The following is a 13837-nucleotide window of genomic DNA, read 5'->3' on the forward strand; positions in this document are numbered from 1 at the left end:
CGCACTATGGCCAAGGAAAAAGACACCGGGCGCAAGATGATCGCGCAGAACAAGAAGGCGCGGCACGACTACCACGTCCTCGACACCTACGAGTGCGGTCTCGTGCTCATGGGCACCGAGGTCAAGTCGCTGCGGATGGGCAGGGCGTCGCTGGTCGACGGCTTCGTCCAGATCGACAACCACGAGGCGTGGCTCCACAACATCCACGTCCCCGAGTACGTGCAGGGCACCTGGACCAACCACGCGGCCAAGCGCAAGCGCAAGCTGCTCCTGCACCGGGCCGAGATCGACAAGCTGGAGTCCAAGTCGCAGGAGACCGGCCACACGATCGTGCCGCTCGCCCTGTACTTCAAGGACGGCAGGGTCAAGGTCGAGATCGCGCTCGCGAAGGGCAAGAAGGAGTTCGACAAGCGCCAGACGCTGCGTGAGAAGCAGGACACGCGGGAGACGAACCGCGCGATCGCGGCGGCCCGCCGGCGCCAGCGCCAGGGGTAGCCGGGGCGCCGGCCCCGGGGCCACGGGAATACGGTGGCATCCGTGCGCGTTGGTCACGTACGATGGGCCGTGCACCTCAGCGAAGGTGCGCGATGTGAACTGTTGTAAATTAAACATGGGGATGATCGGTTTCGACAGCGGATGTCGAGGCAGGGGAAGCGAGTCGAGGAAGCGACAATGATCTCGTAAACCATATGTCGCAAACAATAATCGCCACTTCTAAGCGCGATTCCTCCGCCTTCGCCCTCGCTGCCTAATTAGCAGCTAAGCGAAGACTCTGCGGAGTGTCAGCCCGGGGGTGATCCCGACCCGGATCCTGGCATCAACTAGGGATCTAAACTTCTGAGCCCGGTCACGGGGCTCTGAAGGAAATCTAACAGTGACTGGGCCTGTCGGAGGCTTGTTCGCGTGACCTCCGGGGCCGAGAAAAGCGCAGCGAACTGCACTCGGAGAAGCCCTGGTTCTGCACCGTTGGACGCGGGTTCGATTCCCGCCATCTCCACAATTCCCATGTGAACGAGGACCCCGTCGCCATTCGGTGACGGGGTCCTCGTTTTTTCGTGTGCTCAGGCTCGGCGGGTGCCGGCCACCGCCGTGGCCAGCGCCAGTGCCGCCGCGCACACCGGTACCGCGTAGCCCGTCGTCGTGCCGGCGTGCTCCACCGTCCAGCCTCCCGTCGCCGAGCCCGCCGCTATCCCGCCCAGCAGTGCGGTGACGGCGAGCGTCATGCCCTCGTTGAGCTGCGCTGGGGGCGTGAGCCGCTGGATCAGGGTCATGCCGGTGACCATGGTGGGCGCCGTGGCCGCTCCGGCCGCCAGCAGACCGCAGGCCAGGACGAGCAGGGAGTCCGTGGTCGTCGCCACGACGAGTGGCAGGGCCATCAGTACGGTCATGCCCGCCAGACAGAGCAGCAGCCTGCGGCGGATCGGGCCGGTGGGGCGCAGCGCGCCGTACATGAGTCCGGCGACGCAGGAACCGCCCGCCTGGAGTGCGAGGATCGCGCCTCCCGCGTGGGCGATGGAGACGACCTCCATGGCGCCGAACACCGCCCCCGTCGCGAGGAAGACGGCCATCAGGGCGGGGACTCCCGGGGTGCGCAGCGGAGAGGCGGCCCGGGCGCGGGGTGCCACCGGGGGTTCCGTCGCGCGCTGCGCCGCGAAGACGAGGACGCCGGTCATCAGGAGGACCGCCCCGGTGAGCGTGCCGGCCTCCGGGAAGAGCATCCCGCACAGGGATGCGGCGATGACCGGGCCGAGCATGAAGCACAGTTCGTCGACGGCCTGTTCGAAGGAGTTCGCGGTGTGCAGGGCCGCCGGATCGCCCCGGTGCAGATGTGCCCAGCGGGCGCGGGACATGCCGCCGGTGTTGGGGGTGGTGGCCGTGGCGGCGTACGCGGCGAAGAGCGTCCAGACCGGTGCGTCGTAGTGCACGCAGAGCAGCAGGGCGACGGAGCCGAGCGTGGCGAACGCGGTGGCCGGTACGGCGACCCTCGCCTGCCCGTACCTGTCGACGAGCCGTGCCGTCCAGGGGGCGACGACGGCCGTCGCGGCCAGCCCGGTCGCGGTGACGGCACCGGCCAGGGCGTACGAACCGTGGGCCGCGGCGATCATGATGACGGCGCTGACACTGAACATCCCCATGGGGAGCCGGGCGACGAGGTTGCCGGCGGTGAAGGCCCGCGCGCCGGGGGTGGTGAGCAGGCGGATGTAGGGATTGCCCGCCCCGGCGGAGAAGGGGGCGGCGGGGACGCCGGGGGGCGTCCCGGTGGACGGGGCGGCGGTTTCGTGGGGCACGCCTCCAGCCTCGGGGCGGGCACTCCGGACCGTCCAACACCTGCACGGGTCCCATTCACGCACTCCTGTTGTAAATTTGCCGCGTGCCATCCCACGACACCGACCCCCGGCTCCTGCGCGCCTTCGTCGCCGTGGCCGAGGACTTGCACTTCACCCGTGCCGCCGCCCGTCTCTACGTGGCACAGCAGGCGCTGAGCCGGGACATCCGCCGGCTGGAGCGTGAACTGGGCCGCGAGCTCTTCGTGCGCACCACACGGCAGGTGTCGCTCACCGAGGACGGGGAGCGTCTGCTTCCCCTCGCCCGGCGGGTGCTCAGTGCCCATGCCGGACTGACGGCGGCCTTCTCGGGCCCGGAACACCGGCCGCTGCTCGTCGACCTGAACACCGACGGGATGACCGCCGCCCGCGTTCTGGCCCGCGCGCGGGAGCTCGCGCCGGAGTGCGAGCTGATGGCGCGCTTCGAGAGCGGGCTCACCTGGGCGGCCGGAGAAGTGCTCGCCGGCCGGCTCGACGTGTCCTTCGGCCGGGCCGCCGGACTGAGTCCCGCGGTGCTCGCCGGGCTGCGCGTACAGCCCGTGCGGTACGAGCCGATGGCCGTTCTCCTGCCCCGCGATCACCCGCTCGCCCGGCAGGAGACGGTCGCGATGAGTGATCTGGCCGGCGAAACCGTCTACGCGGGGGCGGGCAATACGCGCACGCTGGAGTGGACGGACCTCGCGGCGCTGCTTTTCGCGGAGTGGGACGTCGTCCTTGCTCCGCCCGCGCCGCTCGCTGTGGGAGTGGCCGAATTTCAACGGGTCATGGCGAAGAACGGCAACCCCGTACTGGCCGTATGCGGCTTTCCGCCCCTGCCTGGAACGGTTCTGCGCCCCCTCGTGCGTCCGGTGCCGCTGTCCCCGCTCCTGATGGTGTGGCGCAAGGGCATCGACCACCCGGGGCTGGCCGCTCTGCGCGCGGCGGTGGCCGAACTAGCTGCGACGGAAGGCTGGATGGCCCGACCACCGAAGTCGTGGTTGCCCGGAATGGATGCGTCACTCATGTGTCACCGTTCATGAACAACAGGTGATATCCGGCATCTCCAAGGGCGGCGTGCGCTACATTCGGTGCTTCGGGTGCGCGGTGACAAGTGATGCGCGGACGGGGTGGGGGCCCTGTTCGTTGGCAAGATTCCAGTCATTCCCGCGCACCTGCTTCATTGAGTGGGGGAAGTGGCAACACCTGTGGAAAATTGGCGTGAAGGTACCCGAACCGGGCATACCCACGAGCCGAACGACGTCACCGTCCAGCTTGACGGACTAGGACGTCAGCTCTCCGAACTGCCCGTCGAACCCGGCCCGCCGGCGCCTTCCGACGGCCCGGTGTTCGTCGACGAGAGCGGCCGCCGCAGCAAGACCTACCGGCGGGTGGGCTGGGTGCTCGCCGCGATCTGCGCCGTCTACGCGGTGACGCTGGTCGCCGCCGTGCTCGGGGGGAACTCCAGCGCTCCCTGGCTGCCGCTCTCCGGGCAGGACGAGAAGCGCGCGGAGAAGGCCGAGGTCCGGCCGGCGCCCAGTGAGAAGGCCGTCTCGGCGGCCCCGGGGGCCACGCCGCCGCCCGGCGCGTCCGCCACGGTCTCCGGTGTCCCCGGTGCGACTCCGTCGCCGGGCGCCTCCAGGCCCGGCGTGACGGCCGTGCCCGGCGCGAGTGCCTCGGCCTCCGCGTCCGTGAAGCCGCCTCGGAACAACACCTCCTCGGCTCCCGCCCCGGGCAACTCGGCCTCCGTACCGCCGGCCGTTGAGACGTCCGCGCCGGCCACCGTCGCCCCGCCCGTCGAGGAGAGCCCGCCGACGTCCCCGGATCCCACGGAATCCCCGGTGCAACCACAAGAAGGCGCTCAGTAGATGACAACCCCCGCCCCGCGGGGCAGGCACAACCGGAAGAAGAAGCGGACCGTCCGGCGCAGGCTTCCCATGCGCTATCTGCTTCCGTCGCTCCTTCTTGTGGCCCTGCTCGCCATGCTCATGCTGCGCGGTTACGTGCACAGCGAGATCCTCGCCGACCACCGCATCCAGGCGCCGGCTCCCACCTCCCAGGTGCCCGACGACGTGCTCGAGGGCGGTCCGGTCATCGACGCCCGGGCGAAGGGCGAACGCGCCGAGACGCTGCGCATACCCGATCACAAGATCGTCCTGACCTTCGACGACGGCCCCGACCCCGTCTGGACCCCGCGGGTCCTGGACGAGCTCAAGAAGCAGCACGCGCACGGGGTCTTCTTCGTCACCGGCACCATGGCCTCCCGCTACCCGGGACTGGTCAAGCGGATGGTCGACGAGGGGCACGAGGTCGGGCTGCACACCTTCAACCACCCCGACCTCTCCTTCCAGTCCACCAGCCGCATCGACTGGGAGCTGTCCCAGAACCAACTGGTACTCGCGGGTGCCGCCGGCATCCGGACGTCCCTGTTCCGGCCGCCGTACTCCTCGTTCGCCGACGCCATGGACAACAAGTCCTGGCCGGTGACGCAGTACATCGGCAGCCGCGGCTACCTCACCGTCGTGAACGACACGGACAGTGAGGACTGGAAGCGTCCCGGCGTCGAGGCGATCATCGAGCGGGCCACGCCGAAGAACGGCAAGGGCGCCCTCATCCTCATGCACGACTCGGGCGGCAACCGGTCCCAGACCGTCACCGCCCTGGGCAAGTTCCTCCCGCAGATGCGGGAGCGCGGCTACGACTTCACCAACCTCACGACGGCGCTCGGCGCCCCCAGCGCGCACACCCCCGTCACCGGGCTCGCGCTCTGGAAGGGCAAGGCGTTCGTCGGAGCCGTCGAGATCTCCGAGAACGTCACCGGTGTTCTGGTGGTCGGGCTCGCCGTCATCGGTGTCCTGGTGATGGTCCGCTTCGGGCTGATGCTGCTGCTCTCCTTCCTGCACGCCAGGAAGGTGCGCCGCAAGGACTTCAGCTGGGGTGAGCCGTTCACCCGGCCCGTGTCGGTCCTGGTCCCCGCGTACAACGAGCGGGAGTGCATCGAGGCCACCGTGAGGTCGCTGGTGGCCAGCGACTACCCGATCGAGGTCATCGTCATCGACGACGGCTCGACGGACGGTACGGCCGACCTGGTCGAGGCGATGTGGATCCCGAACGTCCGTGTCGTCCGGCAGCGCAACGCCGGCAAGCCCGCTGCCCTCAACAACGGCATCGCGAAAGCCCGTTACGACATCGTCGTGATGATGGACGGCGACACGGTGTTCGAGCCCACCACGGTGCGCGAGCTCGTGCAGCCGTTCGCGGACACCCGGGTCGGCGCCGTCGCCGGCAACGCGAAGGTCGGCAACCGTGACTCGCTGATCGGCGCCTGGCAGCACATCGAGTACGTCATGGGTTTCAACCTCGACCGCCGCATGTACGACCTCCTGGGCTGCATGCCCACCATCCCCGGCGCGGTCGGGGCCTTCCGCAGGACCGCGCTGGACCGCATCGGCGGCATGAGCGAGGACACCCTCGCCGAGGACACCGACGTCACCATGGCCCTGCACCGCGACGGCTGGCGCGTCGTCTACGCCGAGAACGCCCGTGCGTGGACCGAGGCCCCGGAGTCCGTGCAGCAGCTGTGGTCGCAGCGCTACCGCTGGTCGTACGGCACGATGCAGGCCATCTGGAAGCACCGCCGCGCCGTCATCGAGCGGGGACCCTCGGGCCGCTTCGGACGCGTGGGTCTGCCGTTCGTCTCCCTGTTCATGGTCGTCGCCCCGCTGCTCGCGCCCCTGATCGACGTCTTCCTCCTCTACGGACTGGTCTTCGGACCCACCGGGAAGACGGTCGCGGCCTGGTTCGGAGTCCTCCTGGTGCAGGCCGTCTGCGCCGCCTACGCCTTCCGGCTCGACAAGGAACGCATGACCCACCTGATCTCCCTGCCCCTCCAGCAGGTCCTCTACCGGCAGCTGATGTACGTCGTGCTGCTCCAGTCCTGGATCACCGCTCTGACCGGCGGCCGGCTGCGCTGGCAGAAGCTGCGCCGGACCGGTGTGGTGGAAGCGCCCGGGGGTACGCAGGCGCGTCGCACGGAGTCCGACAGGGACCGGAGGCCGGTGGCATGACCGATCCGGACCGATCTCGGCAGGACGCTCGCGACGGCGGCTCCTGGCCGCCCCCCGAGGACCGGTGGGCACCGTCACAGCAGGTCAGCGTCCACCCGGCGCACGCCGGTGCCCCGTACACCCCGCTGCCCGCACCCCCCGCTCCCTGGCCCGGCTCCGTCCCCGCCCCGGCGGTGTCACCGGAGCAGCCGCCGGAGGTTCCGGACATCGCGGACGGGACCCCGGCGGCCCGGTCCAAGCCCGGCCGCGACCGGTACCTCGACGTGCTCAGGGCCGTGGCCCTCGTCCGTGTCGTGGTCTTCCACCTCTTCGGCTGGGCCTGGCTCACCGTCCTCTTCCCGTCCATGGGCGTGATGTTCGCCCTGGCCGGATCACTGATGGCACGCTCCCTGTCCCGCCCGGCCGCAGGAGTCATCCGCGGCCGCCTGCGCCGTCTGCTCCCCCCGATGTGGGCCTTCTCGCTCGTCGTCGTGCCGGTGATGTTCGCGCTGAGCTGGAAGCCCGTCCGGGAGGAGGGGCTGTGGTGGTTCGTCAAGCTCGGCAGCTACGTCCTGCCGCTCGGCTCGCCGCCCTATCCGGAGGAGAGCGGTTCTGAGGGCGGATGGCTGGAGCTGAGCTGGGCGGACCAGGCGGCGGGTCCGCTCTGGTACATCCGCGCCTACCTTCTGTTCGTGCTCGCCTCGCCCCTGCTGCTCAAGGCCTTCCGCAGGCTTCCGTGGGTCACGCTGCCGGCCCCGGTCGCCCTCACCGCCGTGATCGGCACCGGACTCGTGACGGTGCCCGGCACCTTCGGCGAGGGGCTGCTCGACTTCGCCGTGTTCGGTTCCTGCTGGATCCTGGGCTTCGCCCACAACGACGGTCTGCTGAAGGAGGTCCCGCGCTACCTCGCGGTGTCATCCGCGGCGATCGTGATGGGCTTCGGCCTGTGGTGGGCCTCCGGCCACCTCACCGAGGAGGGCTGGAACCTCGACGAGATCCCGCTCGCCCAGGCGACCTGGTCCCTCGGGTTCTGTGCGATCCTCCTCGTCTACGCACCGTCGTGGCAGAAGCTCCCCGGCAGGCTCGCCGGGTGGGACGGCTTCGTGACGCTGGCCAACAACAGGGCCGTGACGATCTATCTCTGGCACAACCTGCTGCTGATCCCGGCAGCGCACCTGGTGGACGAGCTCTGGGCCGTCCCGTGGTTCGGCGACACCTTCGGCACGTACATAGAGCAGTCGTACGAGGTGCTGGTCCTGATCGCTGTCTGGCCCCTGATCGGGCTGGCGATCGTCGCGTTCGGCTGGGTCGAGGACGTCGCCGCGAAACGCCGGCCCCGGCTGTGGCCGAACGGGGCGGGGCGGGTCCGCAAGGCCTGAGTGCCCGCGGCGGTGCGGTGGGCCGGCCATGGGGCTCACCGCACTCCCGGTGCCCGAGTGAGAGCAAGGTTGCGTACCGGTCACCTCCCGGCACCGTCCCGAAACGCGGACTCCCTAGCGTCGGACGCACAACACCCCGACCCCTGTGGAGGCACGTGATGGCCGGTCGTTGGATCGAGAAGTGGGAGCCGGAGGACGAGACGTTCTGGCGGGAGACCGGTGAGCGGACGGCTCGCCGGAACCTGTGGTTCTCCGTGCTCTCGGAACACATCGGGTTCTCGGTCTGGTCCCTGTGGTCCGTCATGGTCCTGTTCATGGGCCCTGAGTACGGGGTCGATCCGGCCGGGAAGTTCTTCCTGATCTCCACGGCGACCCTGGTCGGTGCCATCGTCAGGGTGCCGTACACCTTCGCGGTCGCGATCTTCGGCGGCCGCAACTGGACCGTCGTCAGCGCCCTGTCGCTCCTCGCCCCGACCCTCGCCGCCCTCGTGGTGATGGAGCCGGGCACCTCCTACACGACCCTCCTCCTCGTCGCCGCGCTCACCGGCATCGGGGGCGGCAACTTCGCCTCGTCCATGACGAACATCAACGCCTTCTTCCCGCTGCGGAAGAAGGGCTGGGCCCTCGGGCTCAACGCGGGTGGCGGCAACATCGGCGTACCGGTCGTCCAGCTGACCGGCCTGCTGGTGATCGGCACGGCCGGTGCCGCGCACCCGCGGATCGTGCTCGGCGTGTACGTGCCGCTGATCGTCGTCGCCGCGCTCGGCGCCGCCCTGCGGATGGACAACCTCAGGCCCGTGCAGAACGACACCGGGGCCGCGCTCCAGGCCGTGCGCGAGCGGCACACCTGGATCATGTCGGTGCTCTACATCGGCACCTTCGGCTCCTTCATCGGCTACAGCTTCGCCTTCGGCCTGGTCCTGCAGACGCAGTTCGGCAGGACCCCGCTGCAGGCCGCCTCGCTCACCTTCATCGGCCCGCTGCTCGGCTCCCTGATCCGGCCCGTGGGCGGCCGGCTGGCGGACCGGTACGGCGGCGCCCGGATCACGCTCTGGAACTTCGCGGCCATGGCCGCGGCGACCGGTGTCGTCGTCTACGCCTCCACCATCGAGTCGCTGGCGGTGTTCCTCGTCGGCTTCATCGCGCTGTTCGTCCTGACGGGGCTGGGCAACGGCTCGACCTTCAAGATGATCCCCGGCATCTTCCATGCCCAGGGGATCGCGAAGGGGCTGCGGGGCGAGGAGGCGGCGGCCCACGGCCGGCGGCTCTCCGGTGCCGCCATGGGGCTCATCGGCGCGGTCGGGGCGCTGGGCGGCCTCGGGATCAACCTGGCGTTCCGTCAGTCCTTCCAGACCTCGGGCAGCGGAACGGCCGCCTTCACCGCCTTCCTCGTCTTCTACGCGGCCTGCTTCACCCTCACGTGGGCGGTATACCTTCGGCGGACGGCGGTGGTGGCCGCGAAGCCCCAGCTCAGCTATGCCGAGGTGTGAGGATGGCCACGAAGCGTCGTACGACGTAACGGGCGGGAAATACGGGAGAACCGAGACCGTCACGCATTGTTGACAGTCTCGGTCCTCCGCACGACCGAGCAACAGCGGGACGAGAGCCGGGTATCACGCCATGCAGGACGACGACGCACAGCACGGGCCCCTCGCGGGCTTCACCGTCGGGGTGACCGCAGCCCGTCGCGCCGAGGAGCTCGGGACGCTCCTCACGCGCAGGGGTGCATCGGTCCTGCACGCGCCGGCCCTGCGGATCGTGCCGCTGGCCGACGACAGCGAACTCCTGGCCGCCACCGAGCAGCTGATCGACGACGCGCCCGACGTCGTCATCGCCACCACCGCCATCGGTTTCAGGGGCTGGGTGGAGGCCGCCGACGGCTGGGGCATCGGCGAGCAGTTGCTCGACCTGCTGCGGGGCGTCGAACTGCTCGCGCGCGGACCCAAGGTCAAGGGCGCCATCCGGGCGGCCGGGCTCACCGAGGCCTGGTCGCCGCTGTCGGAGTCCATGGCCGAGGTCATGGACAGGCTCCTGGAGGAGGGGGTCTCCGGGCGCCGGGTCGCGCTCCAACTGCACGGCGAACCGCTGCCCGGCTTCGTGGAGGCGCTCCGGGCGGCGGGCGCCGAGGTCGTCGGCGTACCCGTGTACCGCTGGATGCCCCCGGAGGACATCGCCCCGCTCGACCGCATGCTCGACGTCACGGTCGCCCGCGGCCTGGACGCGCTGACCTTCACCAGCGCCCCCGCCGCCGCCTCGTACCTGAACAGGGCCGAGGCCCGCGGCATACTCCCCGAGGTGCTGGACGCCCTGGGCCACGACGTTCTGGCGGCCTGCGTCGGACCGGTCACGGCGCTGCCCCTGCAGGCGAAGGGCATCGACACCGTCCAGCCGGAACGCTTCCGCCTGGGGCCCCTCGTCCAGGTGCTCTGCGGCCGGCTGCCGGCCCGCGCCCGGACCCTCCCCGTCGCCGGGCACACGGTCGAGATCCGGGGCCACGCCGTGCTGGTCGACGGCGTCCTGCGCCCCGTACCACCGGCCGGCATGGCTCTTCTGCACAGCCTGGCCCGCAGGCCGGGCTGGGTCGTCTCGCGCGCCGACCTGCTGCGCGCCCTGCCGGGCAGCGGCAGCGACGAGCACGCGGTGGAGACGGCGATGGCCCGGCTGCGTTCGGCACTCGGGGTGCCGCGGCTCATCCAGACGGTCGTCAAACGCGGCTACCGGCTGGCGCTGGACCCCTCGGCCGACAGCAAGTACGGCGGCTCCTGACGGGAGTACTAGCGTACGGGCATGATCAATGACGTCCACCCGCTGACCGACGACGTGCACATGCGGCCCGTGGCCCTCGGCGACGCGGAATCCTTCGCCGAGACCCTGACCCGGAGCCGTGCCCACATGCGGCGCTGGGAGCCCGTGCGCACCGATTCCTTCTACACCCCCGAGGGCCAGGCGCAGCGGCTCACCGGGCTGCTCGCGGAGCGGGACGCGGGGCGCGCGATGCCCTGGGTGCTGGCCGACGGGGACGACCGCGTCGTCGGGGCGATGACGCTCGCGTCGATCGAGCGCGGGCCGTTCCGCAACGCCAGGCTCGGCTACTGGATCGACGTCGACCGCGCCGGACGGGGTCTGGCCACGGCCGGCGTCTCGCGGGTCTGCGAGCTGGCGCGCGACGGGCTCGGACTGCACCGCATCGCGGCGGGCACGGTCCTTGACAACGTTGCCTCGCAGCGTGTGCTCGCCAAGTGCGGATTCGAGCTCTACGGCACCGCGCCGCGCTATCTGCACATCAACGGGGCGTGGCAGGACCACCGGATGTTCCAGCGGATCCTGCACGACGGTCCTCCGCAGGGCTGAGCGCCGCCCCGCGGGAGTGCCGGTGCCCGCCCCGGAGGTAGCGCGGCGGCCGGGCGGGGACGGCCTCGGCCATCGGGAAGCCGGACTTCTCGGCGACCCGGCAGGACGCCTCGTTGCCCACCTCGTGGAAGAGGTCCAGGCGCCGGAGGCCGTCCTCCGCGAAGGTGGTGAACGCCCAGTCGGTGAGCGCCCCCAGCGCGCGGGGGGCAACGCCCCGGCCGCGTGCGGACGCCGCCGTCCAGTAGCCCGCCACCGCGGTCTCCGCGCCGGGCACGGGGCGGTTCATCGCGAGGTTGCCGACGATCTGCCCGTCCCGGTCCGTGTCGGTCACTGCGAAGCTGAACCGGGTGCCGGCCGCCCACCCGTCCCGCTGGACCGCCATCCAGCGCTCGGCCTCCGCGGCGTCGGGGACCTGGGTCCTGAGCCACCGCCGCATCGCGGGGTCGTCGTACGCCGTGAGCAGCTGCGGTATGTCGTCCGGATGCCAGGGCCGCAGGAGCAGGGCACCGGCCGTCAGCGTGACCGCGTCGTCGTTCATGCGGACACCGTACGGCGGTGCCGGGAGGGGTTCCGGGCCGGGCCGGACGGGGGCACTCCGGGGGACGGCTCTCCCCGGCAGGTGACCCCGAGGCGGTGACAGGCTCATGGCGGCGGGTACGGGCGTCCACGACCGGCGGTTCGACTCCGGGCGCGTCTGCCTGGACCTGGTGGCGACAGGGGCGGGGCCCGGTGGCCGCGAGCGGCTCGACCGCCCCGCGCGCCTCGCGGAGTGGCTGGTGGCCTCGCGGCTCGTTCCGTACGGGACGCCGCTGGCGGCCGTGGACGAGACCTGGGCGGCCCGCTTCCGGCAGTTGCGCGCGGTCCTCGACCGTCTGATGGCGTCCCAACTCGGCGGCGACCAGGCGGAGACGGCCCTGGACCAGGTCAACGCGCCGGCCGCAGGGCCCCCTCCGGGGCTGCGGGCCGTGCGCGGACGGGACGGCGCGCTCGTCCGGGTGCTGCCCGCAGCCCCGGCGTGCGATGAACTGCTCGCGGCGGTCGCCCGCGACGCCGTGGACCTGCTGACCGACCCGGTGGCGCGGCACAGACGACGCGTACGGGCCGTTCCGTGACATGTCGTCGTGAACAGCCCGATACCTCCAATTCCCCCTCGCCGAAAGAAAGTTGCGCGGAGCTTGAATGAACCCGGTCCCGATCCCGTATCGATGGGCACAGAGCTCGACAAGGTCTCGACCGGGAGGTTCGTGTGCGCAAGGATGCGGCCGTGGCCGATGACCGTCCGCGCAGGGCCCGGCATCGTGGTGCACCGACCCGCTCCTCCTCCGAGGTCCCCGACGAGGAGCTGATGCGGGCGCTGTACCGCGAGCACGCCGGACCTCTGCTCGCCTACGTCCTCCGTCTCGTGGCGGGGGACCGCCAGCGGGCGGAGGACGTGGTGCAGGAAACGCTCATCCGTGCCTGGAAGAACGCCGGTTCGCTCAACCGGGCCACCGGCTCAGTCCGCCCCTGGCTGGTGACGGTCGCCCGACGCATCGTCATCGACGGCCACCGCAGCCGGCAGGCCCGGCCGCGCGAGGTCGATCCGTCGCCGCTGGAGGTCATTCCCGCGGAGGACGAGATCGACAAGGCGTTGTGGCTGATGACGCTGTCGGACGCGCTCGACGATTTGACCCCGGCACACCGGGAAGCATTGGTCGAGACCTACTTCAGGGGCCGTACGGTCAACGAGGCCGCCGAAGTGCTGGGAATTCCCAGCGGGACCGTGCGGTCCCGGGTGTTCTACGCACTCCGCTCCATGAAGCTCGCACTCGAAGAAAGGGGGATCACGGCATGAGCGACGACGGATGGCAGCCGTTCGGGCCTCCTCGGGCCGGTCCCCGAGGCCCGGCGGGCTCCTCCGGACCTCCGCGCGCGTCCGACCCCTTCGGCTTCCCCGCGGAGGACGCGGGCCATGACGCCGCCGGTGCCTACGTGCTGGGAATCCTCGACGATGCCGAGGCGAGCGCCTTCGAGGCCCACCTGGCCGGCTGCGCACTGTGCGCGGCGCACCTCGACGAGTTCGCCGGGATGGAGCCCATGCTGGCCCTGCTGGCCGAGGCGCCGTCGGCCGATCCGGGGGCGCGACCCGTCCCGCACGTGCCGGTGCCCCCCGCGCCCCGGCTGCTGGACGGCCTCGTCGACGAGGTCGCGCGGAAGCGCTCCCAGCGGCGGCGGCGCGCCGGGTACCTGATCGCGGCGGCCGCGGTCCTGGTGATCGGCGGCCCGGTGATCGCCGTCACCGCCACAGCCGGTGAGGACTCCGGGAAGCGGGTCGAAGCGGCGGACCCGCATCCCACGAGCCCCGCCGAGGACGCCTTCTTCAACCACATGCCGGAGAAGAAGACGGCGACCGACCCCGTGACAAAGGTCGACGCCACCATCGGCATGGAGCCCAAGGCGTGGGGCACTCACACGGTCCTGGAGCTGAAGAACGTCAAGGGTCCGCAGAAGTGCAGCCTGATCGCCGTGTCGAGGAACGGCGACGAGGAGGTCGTCACCTCCTGGTCCGTGCCGAAGTGGGGGTACGGGATCGAGGGCTCCGCCCACGAGAGCGCCGCGCACCCGCTGTACGTGCACGGCGGCGCCGCCATGGCCCGGGACGACATCGACCACTTCGAGGTGCGGACCTTCGACGGGGACCGGCTGGTGGAGATCGACGCATGAGCGCGTTTCGTCCGGATCAGGCCCGATCCGGATGAAACCGAAAACGCGACACGGGCGG

The 13837-nt window shown here is 70.9% G+C and carries 12 protein-coding genes, 1 other RNA gene and 1 pseudogene; 12 read left to right on the plus strand and 2 right to left on the minus strand.

The window, feature by feature from the left end; translation table 11 throughout:
• The first annotated feature begins 6 nt into the window (after positions 1-6).
• Positions 7-495, plus strand: coding sequence for an SsrA-binding protein SmpB (gene smpB, locus OG206_RS20130; RefSeq protein WP_327118018.1), 489 nt, complete (start codon positions 7-9; stop codon positions 493-495).
• A 117-nt stretch (positions 496-612) separates the two neighbouring features.
• Positions 613-1000: a transfer-messenger RNA gene (gene ssrA, locus OG206_RS20135) on the plus strand.
• A gap of 61 nt (positions 1001-1061) precedes the next feature.
• On the opposite strand, the gene OG206_RS20140 is transcribed toward ssrA, so the two are convergent.
• Positions 1062-2288 (minus strand): MFS transporter, encoded by a 1227-nt coding sequence (locus OG206_RS20140; protein WP_442805873.1) that lies wholly within the window; start codon positions 2286-2288, stop codon positions 1062-1064.
• An 83-nt stretch (positions 2289-2371) separates the two neighbouring features.
• On the opposite strand from OG206_RS20140, the gene OG206_RS20145 reads away from it, so the two are divergent.
• The 7 genes from OG206_RS20145 to OG206_RS20175 all read left to right on the plus strand — a co-directional run bounded on the left by OG206_RS20145 (position 2372) and on the right by OG206_RS20175 (position 11076).
• Entirely contained in the window at positions 2372-3343 is a 972-nt protein-coding gene (locus OG206_RS20145; protein ID WP_327118020.1) for a LysR family transcriptional regulator, read from the plus strand.
• A 153-nt stretch (positions 3344-3496) separates the two neighbouring features.
• A complete protein-coding gene (locus OG206_RS20150) occupies positions 3497-4168 on the plus strand; it encodes a hypothetical protein (RefSeq protein ID WP_327118022.1) in 672 nt (223 codons plus the stop codon).
• Complete coding sequence (locus OG206_RS20155) at positions 4169-6367, plus strand: glycosyltransferase (protein WP_327118024.1); 2199 nt, start codon at positions 4169-4171, stop codon at positions 6365-6367. It begins immediately after the preceding gene.
• Positions 6364-7725, plus strand: coding sequence for an acyltransferase family protein (locus OG206_RS20160; RefSeq protein WP_327118026.1), 1362 nt, complete (start codon positions 6364-6366; stop codon positions 7723-7725). Before OG206_RS20155 ends, OG206_RS20160 begins: the two co-directional genes overlap by 4 nt.
• 158 nt (positions 7726-7883) lie before the next feature.
• A complete protein-coding gene (locus OG206_RS20165; RefSeq protein ID WP_327118028.1) occupies positions 7884-9215 on the plus strand; it encodes a nitrate/nitrite transporter in 1332 nt (443 codons plus the stop codon).
• A gap of 130 nt (positions 9216-9345) precedes the next feature.
• On the plus strand, positions 9346-10491 hold the full coding sequence (locus OG206_RS20170; protein WP_327118030.1) for a uroporphyrinogen-III synthase: 1146 nt from the start codon (positions 9346-9348) through the stop codon (positions 10489-10491).
• Between the two features lie 21 nt (positions 10492-10512).
• Positions 10513-11076, plus strand: coding sequence for a GNAT family N-acetyltransferase (locus OG206_RS20175; RefSeq protein WP_327118032.1), 564 nt, complete (start codon positions 10513-10515; stop codon positions 11074-11076).
• On the opposite strand, the gene OG206_RS20180 is transcribed toward OG206_RS20175, so the two are convergent.
• The gene (locus tag OG206_RS20180; protein WP_327118034.1) at positions 11009-11614 is read right to left on the minus strand and encodes a GNAT family N-acetyltransferase; all 606 of its coding nucleotides are present in this window, start codon (positions 11612-11614) and stop codon (positions 11009-11011) included. The genes OG206_RS20175 and OG206_RS20180 overlap by 68 nt on opposite strands.
• 106 nt (positions 11615-11720) lie before the next feature.
• Between OG206_RS20180 and OG206_RS20185 the strand changes: the two are divergent.
• From OG206_RS20185 to OG206_RS20195, 3 genes and pseudogenes are all read left to right on the plus strand, one after another.
• A pseudogene (locus tag OG206_RS20185) lies at positions 11721-12158 on the plus strand (ABATE domain-containing protein); the annotation flags it as partial.
• 164 nt (positions 12159-12322) lie between these two features.
• Positions 12323-12910 carry a sigma-70 family RNA polymerase sigma factor gene (locus OG206_RS20190; protein ID WP_327118036.1) on the plus strand — a complete coding sequence of 196 codons (588 nt, stop codon included), beginning with the start codon at positions 12323-12325 and terminating at the stop codon, positions 12908-12910.
• Positions 12907-13779 carry an anti-sigma factor family protein gene (locus OG206_RS20195; protein ID WP_327118038.1) on the plus strand — a complete coding sequence of 291 codons (873 nt, stop codon included), beginning with the start codon at positions 12907-12909 and terminating at the stop codon, positions 13777-13779. Before OG206_RS20190 ends, OG206_RS20195 begins: the two co-directional genes overlap by 4 nt.
• Positions 13780-13837 lie beyond the last annotated feature (58 nt).

The organism is Streptomyces sp. NBC_01341 (assembly GCF_035946055.1).
GTDB lineage: Bacteria > Actinomycetota > Actinomycetes > Streptomycetales > Streptomycetaceae > Streptomyces.